Source organism: Sorangium sp. So ce204 (assembly GCF_051526795.1).
Lineage (GTDB): Bacteria > Myxococcota_A > Polyangia > Polyangiales > Polyangiaceae > Sorangium > Sorangium cellulosum_B.
In genome coordinates, this window is the sequence record NZ_CP150317.1 from 6,195,294 (window position 1) to 6,212,551 (window position 17,258).

Below are 17,258 nucleotides of genomic sequence, written 5' to 3' on the forward strand. Positions count from 1 at the left end.
ACCCCTGCCGCAGTGCGGGCAGCGGTCAGCCGCCGCTGGACGGCCCAGGAGCCGCTCGACTGTGGTTCCGGCGGCGCGCGCAGCCTTCGCCGCGAGCCCGTGCGTCGTGCCCGGGTTCGAGCCGTACACGAAGTTGGTGATGGTCGTCTTCGGGACGCCCATCGCGGCAGCCAGGCATGGCCAGCTGCCGAACAGCCCGCGCAGGTTGCGCAGGGCGGCACGGAGGCGCATCGCCTCCGCATCGGTCAAGGACGTGGAACGGGGACCGCGGCGCTTGGACGCACCGGTCCCTTGCCCACCGTCGGGCGGGATCAGGTATAACTGCACTTGTTCGGCTCCGTGTAAGCGGATGTCGGACCATGCAGCCCGGACGATTGCCGTCGTCGCGGGCTGCGCCTACTTCCGGCCGAACTTAGCGGCTCATCGAAGGTCCGGGGTCAAATGACCGCACCGGATCTCAAAGGACCGCACTACCAGCTCAGCTTGCCTCCCGAACCGCCGACGGTTTCCCTGGGCTAGCTCAGCTTGCCCTCCGGCATCGCCGACGGTTTCCCTGGGCCAGCTCAGCTTGCCTCCCGAACCGCCGACGGTCTTCCCGGGGTAGCTGAGCTTGCCCTCCGGCATCGCCGACGGTTTCCCTGGGCTAGCTCAGCTTGCCCTCCGGCATCGCCGACGGTTTCCCTGGGCTAGCTCAGCTTGCCTCCCGAACCGCCGACGGTGCTCCAGAGATAGCTCAGCTGCACTTTCCGCGCCCCATTGTCCCCGCCGGGACAAATCGCCACGACCTCCCCCCAGAGGAGCACCTCGCCTCACCCATCTCGGCGGCACCCCCGGCGTCCCCTGCCCCCCATCGCCGCGCCCGTCGCTCGTCCGTCAATCGCCTCCACCTCCGCCCCGCCCCGGCCCGTTCCCCCTCGCCCTGGCACGGGATCAGCACGTCCAGCCACGTCCGAACCCTCAGCCATCTCAGCAGCGCGCGCCGGCCTGCGCCTTCCGTGACAGTCCGGCGCGCCGCCCCCGAGGGAGAAAGCGAGAACCCATGAAGGCGGTAGTGTTTCACGGCGTCGGCGACATCCGGATGGACGACGTCAAGGAGCCGAAGATCAAGGAGCCGACCGACGCGATCCTCCGGATCACGGCGAGCGCCATCTGCGGGACCGATCTCCACTTCGTCCGCGGCACGATGCCGGGGATGGTGCCGGGCACGGTCCTCGGCCACGAGGCGGTCGGCGTCGTCGAGGAGCTCGGCGCCGACGTGCGGAACCTGAAGAAGGGCGATCGCGTCGTCGTGCCCTCGACGATCGCGTGCGGCTATTGCTCGTACTGTCGCGCCGCGTACTACGCGCAGTGCGACAACGCGAACCCGAACGGCAAGCACGCGGGCACGGCGTTCTTCGGCGGCCCCGCCATGTCGGGCCCGTTCGACGGGCTGCAGGCCGAGCTCGCGCGCATCCCCTTCGCGGGCGTCGGCCTCGTCAAGCTGCCGAACGGCGTCAGCGACGACCAGGCCATCCTGCTCTCCGACATCTTCCCGACGGCGTACTTCGGCGCCGAGCTCGCCGAGATCAAGCCCGGCGACACGGTCGCGATCTTCGGCTGCGGCCCCGTCGGCCTGTTCACGATCGCGAGCGCCAAGCTCATGGGCGCGGGGCGCATCGTCGCCGTCGATCGCGTGCCCGACCGGCTCGAGATGGCGCGCGAGCAGGGCGCCGAGACCGTCGACTTCTCCGCCGAGGACCCGATCGAGGCCATCCTGCGCCTCACCGGCGGCATCGGCGTGGACCGGGCGATCGACGCCGTGGGCGTCGACGCCGAGCGCCCGCACGAGGGCCCCGCCCACAAGGAGGCGAAGCAGCAGGCCAAGGCGTTCGACCTCGAGGTCAAGCAGATCGCCCCCGACGCGCGGACCACGGGCGACGCCTTCCGCGCCGGCGACGGGCCGTCGCAGGTGCTGCAGTGGGCCGTCCGGTGCGTGGCCAAGGCGGGGACCATCGCGCTCATCGGCGTCTATCCGCAGACGTCGCGCACGTTCCCCATCGGAGAGGCCATGAACAAGAACCTCACCCTCCAGATGGGCAACTGCAATCACAGGAAGTACATCCCGAAGCTCGTGGACCTCGTGCAGACCGGCCAGGTGGATCCCACCACGATCCTCACGAGGAAAGCGCCCCTGGAGTCGGCGATCGACGCCTACAAGGCCTTCGACCGGCGAGACGCCGGGTGGGTGAAGGTCGAGCTCCGCCCGTCGCGGGCGGGGGCGCCGGCCCGCCTGGACCGCGCCGTCGCGTAGCCCGGCGCCGCGCGCTCGAGGCGGCGCCGCATCCCCCTGGACGCGGCGCTCAGCTCGGCAGAGCGCTCGGATCGACGGTGCACGGCGGCCCAGCGCGCGGCAGCTCCACGATGAACGTGGCGCCGGCGCCGGTCGCGCTCTGGACGCGGATCGAGCCGCCATGCGCCTCCGCGATCCTGCGGCTGATGTACAGGCCGAGCCCCAGCCCGCCGTAGTGCCGGTGGGACACCGCGCGCTCGAAGCGCTCGAAGATCCACTCCTGGCGCGCCGGATCGACGCCGATCCCGTGATCCCTGACCGAGAGCCACGCTATCCCGGCCTCCTCGCCGAGGACGACCTCGATGGGCTTGCCCGCGCCGAACTTGATCGCATTGGCGAGCAGGTTCGTCACGATCTGATCGACGCGGGAGCGATCCCAGCGGCCCACGATCCGGCCGCCGTCCCGGAGCGAGACCCAGCACCCGGCGCGCTCCAGATCCAGCCTGAATCGCGCGAGCACGTCGCGGGTGACCTCCCTGAGGTCGACCTCGGCGACGCTGAGCCTCAGCCGAGCCGCGTCGATCTGCGAGACATCGAGGAGCTCGCTGTTCAGGCGGGTCAGGCGCGCTCCCTGCCGCAGCGCGCGGTCGACCTGCCTGCCCATGGCCTGCGGGTCGCAGAGCCGACCCGACCGGATGCCTCGATCCATCGCCTCGAGCGTGAGCGTGAGCGACGTCATCGGCGTGTTGAGCTCGTGCGTCGCCATGGTCAGGAACTCGTCCCGCATCCGGACGGCCTCCTGGGCAGCACGGTAGAGCCGCGAATTGTCGATGGCCATCGCCGCCCGGCGCGCCACTTCCTGGACGAACTCGAGATCGGCGTCCCCGTAGCGGCGCCCCGGCGCGGACGAGACGACGTTCAGCACCCCGAGCGGTTGTCCCCGCGCCACGAGCGGCACGGCGACGGAGCTACGTGCCCCGAGCTCGCGGATGAGCCTCGCGTGCCCGTCGTCCTCGGCGTGTCGCCGGATGACTTCGTCGGAGATCTCGGGGAGCAGGAGCGGCTCACAGCTCCTGAGGACGCTGGCCGCCGGGTGGGGCGAGTCCCGGCCAGGAGGGTATCGCCGCCGTAACTCCGCGAGCAAAGGCTCCTTCGCGGGATCTCTGTGGGCCCAGGCCGCGGGCCGGGTCGCTCCACCTTCCACGACGTCGATGATGCACCAGTCGCAGAACGATCGCACCGACAGCCGCGCGAGCCGCGACAGCGTCTCCCGATCATCGAGCGACCCGGAGAGGATCTCCCCGGCTTCGGCCAGGAAGGCCGCGCGCCGCACGGCCATCTCTGCCGCGGTCCGCGCGGACTGCTCCTTCGAGAGGAGCCGCGCGTTCTCCAGGGAGATCGCCGCCTGGGAGGCGAGGAGCGAGAGGGCCGTGAGACGTTCCGGCGTGAACGCGCCCGCGAGGAGGTGGTTCTCGAGGAAGAGCAGGCCCACCACCTCGGCCCGCCTCAGGATGGGCACGCAGAGGAGCGATTTGGGCCGATTCCGCGCGATGTAGGCGTCGCCGGAGAACCTGCCCGCATCGGCGGCCGCGTCGTGCAGGATGACGCGCTCCTCGGTCCGCCACACGTAGTCGACGAGCGACGAGGGGAGGCGCTGCGAGGGATCCACCGGCCTCGACTCGAGGGCGCTCACCACCGCCCCGCCTTCCTCGATCGCGGCCTCCGCTTCGATCGAGAGCCTTCCGTCCTGACTCAGGAGGATGCAGGCCCTCTGCGCGCCGCCCTGCTCGAGCACGACCTCGAGCAGCGTGCGCAGGAGCCTGTCGAGGATGATCTCGCCCGAGATGGCCTGTGAAGCCTTGGTCACCGAGAGCAGGTCGATCTGCTCGGGCCGAGCCGCGAAGGTGGCCGTGAACGGGCTGGGCCCCGGCTCGCGGAGGCGCGGGTTCTGCCCGTCGATCTGCGTCACCTTGCCGCGGGCGCCCCAGCGGGCGTAGCAGGTCCGCGCGTCGCCGAGGTAGGTGTCGGCGAACCTGTCGAACCCATGTGATCGGTAGAACCGGGACGCGACCTCGCAGGCGACCGCCTCGTTGTGGACGAAGCCGCTATGGCGCGCCGAGCGGATAGCCTCTTCGTAGAGGCGCTCGGCGTCGAGGAGCCGGCCCTCGATGCGCGCGATCTCGGCGGCGACCAGCGCCGCTCGGTTCCCGAAGTTCTCGGGGCAGTTCGTCGCCCATCGCTCGAGCTGCTGGTGGTGAGCGACGATGGTATCCAGGTGCCGGGGCCGCTCGTCGCCGGTCGCCGCGTCGTGGTGAGCCGCCCGCGCGAGCGCGCCATAGAAATGGTACTCCGCCGCCTCGAAGAACGCCGCCGACGACGGGAGGAGCTGCTCTGCCCTCGACGCCGCCTCAATGGCGGAGGCGTGGTCGCCCGCGTAGAAGCGCGCTTGCAGCTTGCGGATCCAGTACCAGCAGGCGGCGACCGTCAGGGTGGGATCGCTCATGACGTGCTGCTCGAACCGGCCCTCGTCGAACTCCGCGTCGTTGAAGGTGGAGAAGTCCGACGAGAGGCCCCGGAGCGTCCGGATGAGCCGCCGGTTTCCGGTGTAGACGTCGACGATGAGATGGAACCTCGCCCTCCGCGCGAACTCGAGCTCTCTCTCGGCTTCGCGCTGCGCTTCGTCGAGCGGATCGCCGTCCGAGAGCAGCAGCGAGACCAGGGAGCTGCCGGTATACGCCACATAAGCGAGGTCGCCGGTCTCCTGCGCCACGTCGCGGGCGCGCCGCATGAGCTCGACGCTGGCGTGCAGGTGCCTCGTCCAGGGCAGGACCATGAACGCGAAGGTCGCGTAGACGCGGGCCTTGAAGCGGAGCAGCCCGTGCTTCTCCACCAGATCGAAGCCCAGCTTGCCGAAGCGGTACGCCGCCTGGTAGTCGCCGAAGCGCGGGCCGAGGCACGTGCTGAGGTAGACGTAGGCGAAGGACGAGGCGTCGCTGTTGCCATGCGCGATGCTGAGGTTCACGGCGCGACCCAGGATGAGGGCGAGCAGGTTGGCATCGGTGAAGAGCGCTGGCGCTATGGTCGACGTGAGGACGTCCACGGTCGCCCGCGGGACCGGATCGGTCATCGGGGGCAGGTCGATGAGCTCCTCGATGGAGCGGCTCCCGAGCCGCTCCCATAGCCCCTCGTATTCCCGCTGGACCTCCTCGTCCGTCGGGCGCGGCGACCACGCGACGCCGACGCGTCGGAGGTACTCGAGGCACGCGCCGACAGCGCGGTCGCTCCAGTTCAGGGTCGTGAAGAGCTCGACGCGCTTGCGCGCGACGGCGGCCGCCTCGACGAGGTCCCGCGCGCGGCGCCAGAGCGCGGAGAGCCGCTCCTCCGCCGCCGGGGCGCCGGTGACGATCTCGCACTCGGCCAGGTGGAGCTCGATCGCGAAGGCGAGCTCGTACCGCGTGTCCCAGCCCTCACCCCGGAGAAGCTCGGCGGCGACCGTGAGATAGCTCAGCGCCGAGGCGTAGGCCGTGGCTCTCCTGGCGCGCTCGCCCGCGACGAGGTTGAGCTCGGCCACGCGCTCGCGCTCTTCCCGCGCCGTGATCAGCGCGGCGCCGCGGTTGAGCTGGTTCACGATCTCGAAGATCGTCTCCTCGATCTCCTCGGGCGGCGTCCGCGACGAGAGCAGACGGCCGATCCCGAGGTGCATCGCCGCGCGCTCGTCCTCGGGGAGGAGCGAATAGGCCGCCTCCTGGACACGGTCGTGGAGAAACTTGTACGCGCCGTCCGTGCGGACGACGAGCCCTGCGCGGACGGCCTCCCAGAGGACCGCGTGCAACGCCCCCTCCGAGCGGCCATGGACGATCGCCAGGAACGCGGCCTCTGCGGTGTTTCCCAGACAGGCGAGCTGCTTCACTGCTTCCTGGGTGCTGGCAGGGAGCCGCATGAGCTTCTCGACCATCAGGGCCACCACGTTGTCGGTGAAGCCCTTGGCGCGGATCTTCGTGATGTCCCACCGCCAGGCCTCTGCGTAGACGTCGAACTCGAGCAGGCGCTCCTCGTGGAGCGCCATGAGAAACTGGATCGCAAAGAAGGGATTGCCGGCCGTCTTCTCGTGGACGAGATCCGAGAGCGGCGCGGCGTCCTCGCGGCGGCAGTGGAGCGTGTCGCTGACGAGCGCGGCGAGCTGCTCGCGGGAGAGCGGGCCAAGCACGATCTCCCGGACGCTCGCGCCCCCCTTCCGCATCTGCTCGAGCGCCAGCATCAGCGGGTGGGAGCGGGTCACCTCGTTGTCGCGGTACGCACCGATGACGAGCAGACACCGCGTCTCGGGGTGCGTCATCAGGTCCTCGAGGAGCCGGAGGCTCGCGGGATCGGCCCACTGGAGATCGTCGAGGAAGAGCGCGAGGGGGTGCTCCTTCCGGGTGAATACCCCGATGAAGCGCCGGAACACGACGCGGAACCGGCTCTGCGCCTCGACCGGCGGCAGCGCGGCGACCGGCGGTTGCCGCCCGATGACGAGCTCGACCTGCGGGATCACGTCCACGATGAGCTGTCCGTTGACCCCGAGGGCGGCGAGCAGCCGCTCCCGGACGACCGCGAGCCGCTCCTCGCTCTCGGCGAGGAGCTCGAGCACCAGCTCCCGGAAGGCCTGGACGATCGTCGAGTACGGGATATCGCGCTTGTGCTGGTCGAACTTCCCCGAGAGGAAGAATCCCCGCTCGAGGACGATCGGCTTGTGCAGCTCGCTGACCAGCGCAGACTTGCCGATCCCGGAATAGCCCGAGACCAGGACGATCTCCGGGGCTCCGGTGCCGACCACGCGCTCGAACGCGGACAGCAGCGCGGCGGCCTCGTCCTCGCGGCCATACAGCTTCTGAGGGATCTGGAAGCGACCGGAGGCGTCGCGCTCGGCCAGGGGGAACGGGTCGAGCCTGCCGGTGGCCCGGAGCTCGGCCAGGCACCGCTCGAGGTCATGCTGCAGGCTGCTCGCGGTCTGGTAGCGATCCTCCGCCATCTTGGCGAGGAGCTTCAGGACGATCGCGGAGAGGATCTCGGGCAACTCCGGGACGAACGCGGAGGGCGGCTGCGGCTCGCGGGCGACATGGCAGTGCACCCACTCGGGTGGGTCCCGCGCCTCGAACGGCAGGCGCCCGGTGAGCATCTCATAGAAGGTGACGCCGAGCGCATAGAGGTCGGCGCGGCTGTCGATCGCCCGGTTCATGCGGCCTGTCTGCTCCGGAGACAGGTACGGCAACGAGCCCTCGATGAGCCCGGGAGACCCCGCCGGCGGCTGCTCGCGGGAGAGGCGGGACGCGAGGCCGAAGTCGGTGAGCTTGACCTGGCCGGTGGCCGCGTTGACGAGGAGGTTCTGGGGCTTGAGATCCTTGTGGAGGATGCCTTGCGCGTGGAGCGCCGCCACGCCGGCCACGATACGGACCGCGAGGTCGAGGAACCGCTCGGTTGGCATCGGCGCGCCGATGAAGTGATCGAGCGACTCGCCGCCGAAATCCTCCATGACGAGCGCCGGCAGCCCCTCATACGTCTCGAGGGCGAGCGGCGTCACGACGGCCTCGTGATTCAGCATCTTGCCGATCGCGTACTCGTTCTTCAGGCGCTCGACGTCCTGCGGGCGGCTGCGCTTCGGGTCGATGATCTTCAAGATCACCGAGCGGCCATCGGAGCGCCGGACCGCGCGGTGCACGCTGGTCCTCAGGCCCTCGTGGAGGGTCTCGATGATCGTGTATGGCGAGGCGGTGCTCATCCCCATGGGGAAGGCACTCCGTGAAGCGCCGGCGCCCGGCGGCCTGGCGGCCCCTGGGGGCTGCCGTCGGCGCCGGTGCGCTCGAGTCCGCGCGCCTCGCCGAGACGACGCAGCCACACGACCGGCGTGAGCACATGACGCCCGCCGGGGACCGCATTCTCTGTCACGGCCTCCCACGATCGTGTCACCCCAGCACCCCCTCGATCGAAAGGTACCACGGGTCAGGCCCGGCAGTTCCGCGGTGCACGTCGCGGGCCCCGACGAGCAGGGACCTCCATGCTGGCCGCTGCCTTCGCGAGCGCTCGCCGCGGCGATCAGGCGGGCTTCGCTGCGCGTCGCGCTGCGGCCGGGTCACGCTGCCGGCCGGCGATCGCGGCCTTCAGGCCCGCCCGCAGGTCCCGGAAGGTCTCCACGCCCGACCAGTCGAGCCCGAGCCGCGTGAGCGCCTGCGCCATGGCCGGCGAGATGCCCACGAACGAGCACGCCGCGCCGAGCAGCCGCGCCGCCCGGACGGCCTTGAGCAGGTAGCCCGAGACGACCTCGTCCGCGACCGACACGCCCGTCACGTCGAGGATCACGCGGTCCGACGAGGTCTCCACGACGCTGCCGAGCAGGCTCTCCAGGACGAGCGACGATCGACGCTGGTCGATGGCGCCGACGAGCGGCAGGACGAGCACGCCTTCCCAGACCTGGATCACCGGCGTGGAGAGCTCGAGCAGCGCCCGCTCCTGCTCCTCGACGAGGCGAATCTTCCTCCGCAGCTCCTCGGTGCGCACGAGGACCGCGCCCTCGGCCTGCCGCTTGCTCTCGAGGAGCGCCCGCTCGGCCTGCTTCTCTCGCGTCACATCGCGCAGCTCGACGAGGATCAGCTCCTCGCCCGCGGCGCTCACCTTGCGCGCGAGCACCTCGAGGTCGACCGCGCGGCCGTCCTCGCGCGCGGCGCGGCAGGTGAACCGCTTGCGCGCGCCGCCGAGCACGTCCGGCCACGCCCGCCCGAGCGGCTCGAGCGGGTGCCCGCTCGCCAGCGCCCCTCCGCGCATCGCCAGCGCCTCCCGCCCGGCGAGGCCGTCCCCGAGCAGCTCCCGGATCCGGGCGCTCGCGAACGCGACATCGCCCGTTCCGCTGTAAACGAGGACGCCGTCGCGGATCGCGTCGAGCACGCCCCGCAGCGCCTCGAGCGCCGCGCCCTCCCGCGGCGTGTCGCGCTCGGTCATGCCGATGCCTCGCGCGCGGGCTCCGCGCTCACGCCGCCCCCGGCGGGTGGGCCCCGCGCAGCCAGGCCAGCGCCTCCTCCTCGGAGAAGAACGCGGCGATGTGGGCGTCGTCCTCCGCGAACCGGCTGGCGGCGAACTCGTGGTTCTCGACGACCTGCTCCGCCCCTTCCGCGGCCTCCCTGGGCAGGAGCGTGGCGACCCGCTTCAGCCCGGCCGCGTAGGCCTTCGGCATGATCTCGTCTCGCTGCCAGTCGTTGATGCCGTCCCAGCTCGCCTTGCAGTCGCGTATGTCGATGAGGCACAGCGGGCCCCCGCACTCCAGGAACACATCGTAGAAATGACCGCCGATGATCTCCTTCATCTCCTCGTCGAGCGGCGTGCCATACCAGCGCGCCACGAAGACCCCGGGGATGCGGCCAGGCTTCTCGATGCGGTGGATGCGCTCGCCAACGACGTTGAAGGTCTCCACGACGTCGCCGTCCTGCACGACGCGGATGCCGGTCCGGGTCTCGATGGGCCTCTTGAGCGTCTTGGTCATCGGATCTCCCCCACCCCCCTGCCACCCAGGTCCCCCGGAGCGCCGCAGGGGGCGTCTGGAGATACCTATCGAGAGCGACCTCGCCATCGCAAGCGTCTTCAGGCCCCGGGCGCGCGCGAGCTGCCGGTGTTTTGTGAGACAGCGCATGAGCGAGGCAGCCGATGAGCTCGTTCAGCAGCTTGTACTCCGCCATCTCGGCCAGGGCCGTCCCGTGGTTGATCGGAGACCTGCGGTTCGCCGGGGGACGCAAGGGGAGTTCCACGATGAACGCTTCCTCTGCTATCGGGATTTCCTGATCTCGGACGGTGATCCATGCCGAGACGGCCTGCTTGCGCGCGCTCGCGTGAATGGGCTGACGCATGCCGTACTTCATCGCGTTCGACACGCGGTTGAGCAGGACCTGCTCCAGGCGGGACTTACCCGAGTACCCCACCACCCGCTCGTCCATCTCGATCTCTGTCGAGCAGCCGGCCGCCGAGAGCTGCGGCGCCATCCGTTCGACGATCTCGCGGTCGGGGCGCGTGCGACGCGGCAGTGCGCCCACTCGGGTGGTCCTGACCACCACGCGCATGACGGGCAAGGGTGTCGCGGGGTAGCCTCCCGGCGATGAGCGGACCACGTCCTGCCGCCCGCCTCGCCGCCCGCCCCGACCCCGACCCCGGCGTTGCGCCCGCCGCCCGCCCCGTCGACCGCGGCGCCGCGCCCTCCGCCGAGCGCCGCCACGACCCTGCCGACCGCGCCCGCGCCGCCCTGCGCGCCGGGCGCATCGCGGCGCTGACCGCCGGCGGCCTCGCCCTCGGCAAGCTCGTCGCCGGCCAGCTCGGCCAGTCGATGGCCGTGACCGCGAGCGCCGTCGACTCGCTCACGGATCTCTTCGCCTCCTCCGCGAACGCCCTCGCCATCCAGCTGGCCCACGCCGCGCCCGACCGCTCGCACCCGTTCGGCCACGCCAAGATCGAGACCCTCGCGACCGCCGGTCAGGGCCTGCTCATCGGCGGCTCGGGGGTCTACCTGCTCATCGAGGGGATCCGGCGGCTGCTCTCGCCCGAGCCGCTCCGCCTCGCCGCCGTCACGCTCGGCGCGATGGCCGCCGCCGCGCTCATCACCGCGGCGCTCGTGGCCTACCTCGGCCGGGTCGCCGCGCGCACCGGCTCGAGCGCCATCCAGGCCGACGCCGTCCACTACCGCACCGACATCGCCGCAAACCTCGCGGTCCTCGTCGGCGTCGCCCTCACGTACGCGACGGGCTTCTCCCGCATCGACGGCGTCCTCTCGGTCGCGGTCGCCGTCTACATCCTCACGTCCGCGGGGACCCTCCTCCGGCTCGGCGTGCGCGACCTCATCGACACGAGCGCCCCGGAGGAGCGCGTCGGCGCCATCGCGGCCGCGCTCGACGCCATGCGCGCGCGCGGCGAGCTCCTCGGCCACCACAGGCTGCGCACGCGGATCGCCGGGCGCACGCTGTTCGTCGAGGTGCACATCGAGCTCCCGGGCGACCTCCCCCTCTCGCGCGCGCACGCGACCGGCGACCGCGCGCGCGACGCCATCCTCGCCATCGAGCCCGACGCGGAGGTGCTCGTGCACATCGACCCCGAGCGCGACGAGCCGGCGTGAGGGCACCCGGCAGCGCCGCTCAGCCCGGCTGGGCGCGCGGCTCGGCCTCGCGCGGCGGCCCGGCCCGCGGCAGCTCGACGACGAACGTCGCCCCGGCGCCGAGCGCGCTCTCGACGCCGATCGAGCCGCCGTGCGCCTCCGCGATCCTGCGGCTGATGTACAGGCCGAGCCCCAGCCCGCCGTAGTGCCTGTCCGACACCGCGCGCTCGAACCGCTCGAAGATCTGCCCCTGGCGCGCCGGGTCGATCCCGATTCCATGATCCCGCACCGAGAGCCGCGCCGTCCCCGCCTCCTCACCGACGGAGATCTCGAGGGGCTTGCCCGCCCCGAACTTGATCGCGTTGGCGAGCAGGTTCGAGACGATCTGGTCCACGCGGGAGCGATCCCAGAGGCCCACGACCCGGCCGCTTTCCCGCAGCGAGACCGCACACCCCGCGCGCGCCAGATCCAGCTTGAACCGCGCGAGCACGTCGCGGACGACCTCCCCGAGGTCGACCTCCGCCACATCGAGCCTCAACCGAGCCGCGTTGATCCGCGAGACGTCCAGCAGCTCGCTGTTCAGGCGGGTCAGGCGCGCCGCCTGCCGCAGCGCGCGGTCGACCTGCCGTCCCACGGCCTGCCGATCCCAGGGCCGATCCGAGCGGACCCCCCGATCCATGGCCTCGAGCGTGAGCAGGAGCGATGTCATCGGCGTGTTGAGCTCGTGCGTCGCGACCGTCAGGAACTCGTCGCGCATCCGCACCGCCTCGTTCGCAGCGCTGTAGAGCCGCGAATTGTCGATCGCTATCGCGGCCAGGCGCGCCACCTCCTGGACGAGCTCCAGGTCGGCGTCCCCGTAGCGGCGCCCTGGCGCGGACGAGACGACGGTCAGCACCCCGATCGGCTGCCCGCGCGCCACGAGCGGCACGACGATGACGCTGCGCGTCCCGAGCTCGCGGATGAGCCTCTCGTGATCGTCGTCCTCGCAGTACTGCCGGATGACCTCGTCGCGGATCTCGGAGAGCAGGAGCGGATCGCCGGTCCGGAGGACCCGGAACGCCAGGCGGCGCGATTCCCAGCGAGAGGGATACCGCCGCTCCAGCTCCTCCATCAACGGCTCCTTCGCGGGGTCCTTGTGCGCCCAGGACAGCCGCCGGATCCCTCCACCTTCCACGATGTCGATGAGGCACCAGTCGCAGAGCGTCAGCACCGACAGCCGCGCGAGGCGCGACACCGTCTCTCCGTAATCGAGAGACGCGGCGAGGATCTCCCCCGCCTCGGCCAGGAAGGCCGCGCGCCGCTCCGCCGACTCGGCCGAGGTCCGCGCGGCCCGCTCCTGGGAGAGGAGCCGCGCGTTCTCCAGCGAGATCGCCGCCTGCGAAGCGAGGAGCGAGAGCGAGGTGAGCCGGTCCGACGTGAAGGCGCCGGCAAGGAGGTTGTTCTCGAGGTAGAGCAGACCCGCGACCCCGGCCTGCCTCAGGATGGGCACGCACAGGACCGATCGGCACCGATACCGCGTGAAGTAGTCGTCTCCGGAGAACTTGCCCGCGTCCGCGGCCGCGTCGTGCAGGATGACGCGCTCCTTCGTCCGCTGGACATAATGAACGAGCGAGCCGGGGACGCGCTGCCACGACGCGTCGTCCAGCGAGGGCGCGAGGAGGATCGTCGCCGCGCCTTTCCCTTCGAGGGTCGCCTCGGCCTCCATGGTGACGCGCTCGTCCTGGCACAGGAACAGGCAAGCCCTCTGCGCGCCCCCCTGCTCGAGGACGACCGTGAGCAGCGTCCGCAGGAGCTGGTCGAGGACGATCTCGCTCGAGATGGTCTGCGACGCCTTGATCACCGAGAGCAGCTCGAGCTCGTCGGAGCGCGCCGCGAACGACGCGCTCGGCGCGAGCGGCCTCCGGTCCGAGAGCCGCGGGTTCTGCTGGTCGATCTGCCTGACCTTCCCGTCCGCGCCCCAGCGAGCGTAACAGGCGCGGGCCTCGCGGAGATACGTGTCCGCGATCAGATCGAACCCTCGTGTCCGGTAGAACCTCGACGCCACCTCGTACGCCAGCGCCTCGACGTGGACAAAGCCGCTCTCGCGCGCGGCGCGGATCGCCTGCTCGTACAGCTGCGCCGCCTCGTCCCATTCGCCGCCGATGCGCGCGATCTCGGCGCCGACCAGCGCGGCGCGGGCGCGGAAGTTCTCGGGGCAGTTGTCGGCCCAGACCTCGAGTTGCTCGCGGTGGGCGGCGAGCGCGCTGAGGAGCGGGGGCCGCTCATCGGCGGGCGCAGCGTCATGGCGACCCGCCCGCGCGAGCGCACCATAGAAGTGGCACTCGGCGACCACGAGGAACGACCGCGACGTCCAGAGGAGCCGCTGCGCTCTCGCGGCGGCATCGACGGCAGAGGCGTGGTCGCCCGCAAAGAGGCGCGCTTGTAGCTTGCCGATCCAGTACCAGCACGTGGCCGCCGAGAGGCGTCGATCGCGATCGAGGTGCCGCTCGAATTGCCCCTCGTCGAGATCGTCATCGTCGGAGGGGAGAGCCGGCGTCGAGCCTCGGAGCGCCCGGATGAACAGCAGCTGTGCGGTGATGAGATCGACGATGAGACCGAACTTCGCCTTCCGCGCGAACTCGAGCGAGCTCTCGGCCTCTCGATTCACCTCGTCGAGCGGCGCTCCCCCGGTGAGCAGGAGCGCGATCGAGCCGTTGAGGGCATAGGACGCATAGGCGAGATCGCCGGTCTCCTGCGCCGCGAGGAAGGTCCGCCGCAGCGGATCGACGCTGGTGCGCATGTCCCTGCTCCAGGGGTTGATCATGAACCAGAAGACCAGGTCGACGCGGGCCTTGAAGCGGAGCGGCCCGCGCTTCTCGGCCAGCTCCAGGCCGAGCTCGCCGAAGCGGTAGCCCGCGCGGTAGTCGCCGAAATACGCGCCAAGGGCCGTCCCGACCCAGACGTAGGCCATGCAGGCTCCGTCGCTGTGGCCATGCGCGAGGCTGAGGTTCGCGATGCGGCCGACCATGAGGCAGAACAAGTTCTCGTCGGTGAGCGACGCCGGCGGCTCGCCCGACATGAGGACGTCGATGAGCGTGCGGCAATCCGGATCCGTCATCGGTGGCAAGTCGACGAGCGCCTCGATCGGGCGGCTCCCTAGCGTTCGCCACATCCGCTCGTACTCCTGCCGGACCTCCTCGTCGGTCGGGTGCGGCGACCACGCGACGCCGACGCGCCGCAACGACTCGAGGCAGATCTCGACGGCGCGCTCGCTTCGATCCAGCATCGTGTAGAGCTCCACGCGGGCGCACGTGACGGCGGCGAGGTCGGCAAAGCTCCTGGCGCGGCCCGCGAGCTCGGAGAGCCGCTCGTCCGCCGCCCCGAGCTCGCCGGTCACAAACTCGCATCCGGCCCGGTGGAACCCGAGCGCAAAGGCGAGCTCGTACCGCCGCTCCCAGCTGTCGTCTTCCAGTTCCAGGAACGCCGCGCCCGCGGCGAGATACTTCAGCGCCGACGCATAGGCCGTCGATGCCTTCGCGCGCTTGCCCGCGATGAGGTTGAGCTCGGCCGCCCGCTCGCGCTCCTCGCGCGATGAGATCAGCGCGGCCCCTCGGTCGAGCTGGTTGACGATCTCGAAGATCCTCTCCTCCAGCTCCTCCGGCGCCGCCCGCGACGCGAGCAGCCTGCCTATCTCGAGGTGCGCCGCCGCGCGCTCGCCTTCTGGGATGAGCGAATAGGCCGCCTCCTGGACCCGGTCGTGAAGGAACTTGTACGCACCGTCCAGGCGGAAGACGAGCCCCTCGTGCGCTGCGTCCCGGAGATCCGCGTGCATGTCCTCCTCCAAGCCGCCCTGGACCATCGCCAGGAGGGCGACTTCCGCGCTGTTTCCCAGGCAGGCGAGCTGCTTCAGCGCGCGCTGGGTGCTCGGAGGGAGCCGCGCGAGCTTGCCGACCATCAGGTCGACCACGTTGTCGGTGAAGCCCTTCTCGCGGATCTTCGTGACGTCCCACCGCCAGGCCTCCGCGTGGACGTCGAACTCGATCAGGCGCTCCTCGTGAAGCGCGATGAGAAACTGGATGGCGAAGAAGGGGTTGCCGGCCGTCTTCTCGTGGACGAGGTCGGAGAGCGGCGCGGCGGCCTCGCGGCTGCAGTGAAGCGCGCCGCTGACGAGCGCGCCGAGGTGCTCTCGGGAGAGCGGGCCGAGCACGATGTCCGAGACGCGCGCGCCTTCCTTGCGCGCCTGGTCGAGCGCCAACAGGAGCGAGTGCGTGGGGGTCACCTCGTTGGCGCGGTATGCACCGATGACGAGGAGATGGCGCATCTCCGGGTGCGTCACCAGCTCACAGAGCAGGCCCAGGCTCGCCGAGTCGGCCCACTGGAGATCGTCGACGAAGAGCGCGAGGGGGTGCTCTTTCCGGGCGAACAGCCCGATGAAGCGCCGGAACACGACGCGAAACCGGCTCTGCGCCTCGATCGGCGGGAGCTCGGGGACAGGCGGCTGCCGGCCGATGATGAGCTCGACGTGGGGGATCACGTCCACGATGAGCTGCCCGTTGCTCCCGAGCGCTCCGAGCAGCCGCTGCCGGAAGGCCGCGATCCGGTCCTCGCTCTCGACGAGGATCTCGAGCACGAGCTCACGGAACGCCTGGACCAGCGTGGAATAAGGGATGTCGCGCTTGTACTGGTCGAACTTCCCCGAGAGGAACAGGGCGCGCTCCCGGACGATCGGCCTGTAGAGCTCGTGCACCAGCGACGACTTGCCGATGCCCGAATAGCCGGAGATCAACACGAGCTCGGGAGAGCCCGTGGCCACCACGCGGTCGAACGCGCAGAGCAGCGCGGCCACGTCGCCCTCGCGGCCGTAGAGCTTCCGAGGGATCTGGAAGCGGCCTGAGACGTCGCGCTCGGCCAGGGGAAACGGCTCGATCCGGCCGGTGGCCCGGACCTGGGAGAGGCACCGCTCGAGGTCGTGCTGGAGGCCGCGGGCGGTCTGGTAGCGATCCTCCGCCATCTTGGCCAGGAGCTTCAGGACGAGCGCCGAGAGCACCTCGGGCAGCTCGGGCACCAGCGCCGAGGGCGCCGGCGGGAGGCGCGCGACGTGGCAATGCACCCACTCCAGCGGATCCTGCGCCTCGAACGGCAGGCGCCCGGTGAGCATCTCGTAGAACGTCACGCCGAGCGCATAGAGGTCGGCGCGGCTGTCGATCCCCCGGTTCATTCGCCCCGTCTGCTCAGGAGCCAGGTACGGCAATGAACCCTCGATGAGCCTCGGAGGCCCTGCCGGCGGCTGCTCGCCGGAGAAGCGCGACGCGAGGCCGAGGTCGGCGAGCTTCACCTGGCCGGTGGCCGTGTTGACGAGGATGTTCTGCGGCTTGAGATCCTTGTGCAGGATGTCCCGCTCGTGGATCGCCGCCACGCAGGCCGCGATGCGGACCGCGAGCTCGAGGAACCGCGCAGGATTCATGGGCGCGCCGATGAGGTGGTCGAGCGGCTCGCCGCCGAAGTCCTCCAGGACGAGCGCCGGCAGCCCGTCGTGCGTCTCGAGGGCGAGCGGCGCCACGACGGCCTCGTGGCCCAGCAGCTTGCCGATCGCGTACTCGTGCTTCAAGCGGTCGACGTCCTGCGGGCGGCTGCGCCTCGGGTCGAGGACCTTCAGGACCACCGGGAGGCCGTCCGCGCTCCGGACCGCGCGCAGCAGGCTGCCCCGCTGGCCCTCGTGCAGGGTCTCGGTGACAAGGTACGAGGGAGCGCTCACGTCCATGGGGAGCCCCATGCGGAAGACGCGCCACGAAGCGTCAGAGTCTGGCTGTCCGGCAGGACATGGGGGCAGCCGTCGACCCGGGCGCTGTCGAGGCCGCGCGCCTCGCCGAGACGATCCACCCTTACCGGCGGCGTGAGCGCGTGGCG

At 70.9% G+C, this 17,258-nt stretch carries 6 protein-coding genes; 2 read left to right on the forward strand and 4 right to left on the reverse strand.

What is annotated here, in order from left to right; genetic code table 11:
• Positions 1 to 1,039 precede the first annotated feature (1,039 nt).
• Complete coding sequence (locus WMF22_RS23045) at positions 1,040 to 2,290, forward strand: zinc-dependent alcohol dehydrogenase (protein ID WP_437301235.1); 1,251 nt, start codon at positions 1,040 to 1,042, stop codon at positions 2,288 to 2,290.
• A 49-nt stretch (positions 2,291 to 2,339) separates the two neighbouring features.
• On the opposite strand, the gene WMF22_RS23050 is transcribed toward WMF22_RS23045, so the two are convergent.
• The 3 genes from WMF22_RS23050 to WMF22_RS23060 all read right to left on the reverse strand — a co-directional run bounded on the left by WMF22_RS23050 (position 2,340) and on the right by WMF22_RS23060 (position 9,779).
• Complete coding sequence (locus tag WMF22_RS23050; RefSeq protein ID WP_437301236.1) at positions 2,340 to 8,033, reverse strand: sensor histidine kinase; 5,694 nt, start codon at positions 8,031 to 8,033, stop codon at positions 2,340 to 2,342.
• A gap of 308 nt (positions 8,034 to 8,341) precedes the next feature.
• A complete protein-coding gene (locus WMF22_RS23055) occupies positions 8,342 to 9,241 on the reverse strand; it encodes an STAS domain-containing protein (protein ID WP_438037052.1) in 900 nt (299 codons plus the stop codon).
• Between the two features lie 28 nt (positions 9,242 to 9,269).
• Positions 9,270 to 9,779 (reverse strand): hypothetical protein, encoded by a 510-nt coding sequence (locus tag WMF22_RS23060; RefSeq protein WP_437301238.1) that lies wholly within the window; start codon positions 9,777 to 9,779, stop codon positions 9,270 to 9,272.
• Positions 9,780 to 10,385: 606 nt separating this feature from the next.
• Here WMF22_RS23060 and WMF22_RS23065 point away from each other — a divergent pair.
• Positions 10,386 to 11,393, forward strand: a complete 1,008-nt coding sequence (locus WMF22_RS23065) for a cation diffusion facilitator family transporter (protein ID WP_437301239.1) — start codon at positions 10,386 to 10,388, stop codon at positions 11,391 to 11,393.
• Between the two features lie 19 nt (positions 11,394 to 11,412).
• Here WMF22_RS23065 and WMF22_RS23070 read toward each other — a convergent pair whose 3' ends face one another.
• Positions 11,413 to 17,112, reverse strand: a complete 5,700-nt coding sequence (locus WMF22_RS23070; RefSeq protein ID WP_438037053.1) for a sensor histidine kinase — start codon at positions 17,110 to 17,112, stop codon at positions 11,413 to 11,415.
• Between the last annotated feature and the right edge of the window lie 146 nt (positions 17,113 to 17,258).

What these genes read in the sequence shown, in the direction of transcription:
- WMF22_RS23045 (WP_437301235.1), top strand. Translation starts at nt 1,040, where the DNA reads ATGAAGGCGGTAGTGTTTCACGGCGTCGGCGACATCCGGATGGACGAC.
- WMF22_RS23050 (WP_437301236.1), bottom strand. Translation starts at nt 8,033, where the DNA reads ATGGGGATGAGCACCGCCTCGCCATACACGATCATCGAGACCCTCCAC.
- WMF22_RS23055 (WP_438037052.1), bottom strand. Translation starts at nt 9,241, where the DNA reads ATGACCGAGCGCGACACGCCGCGGGAGGGCGCGGCGCTCGAGGCGCTG.
- WMF22_RS23060 (WP_437301238.1), bottom strand. Translation starts at nt 9,779, where the DNA reads ATGACCAAGACGCTCAAGAGGCCCATCGAGACCCGGACCGGCATCCGC.
- WMF22_RS23065 (WP_437301239.1), top strand. Translation starts at nt 10,386, where the DNA reads ATGAGCGGACCACGTCCTGCCGCCCGCCTCGCCGCCCGCCCCGACCCC.
- WMF22_RS23070 (WP_438037053.1), bottom strand. Translation starts at nt 17,112, where the DNA reads ATGGACGTGAGCGCTCCCTCGTACCTTGTCACCGAGACCCTGCACGAG.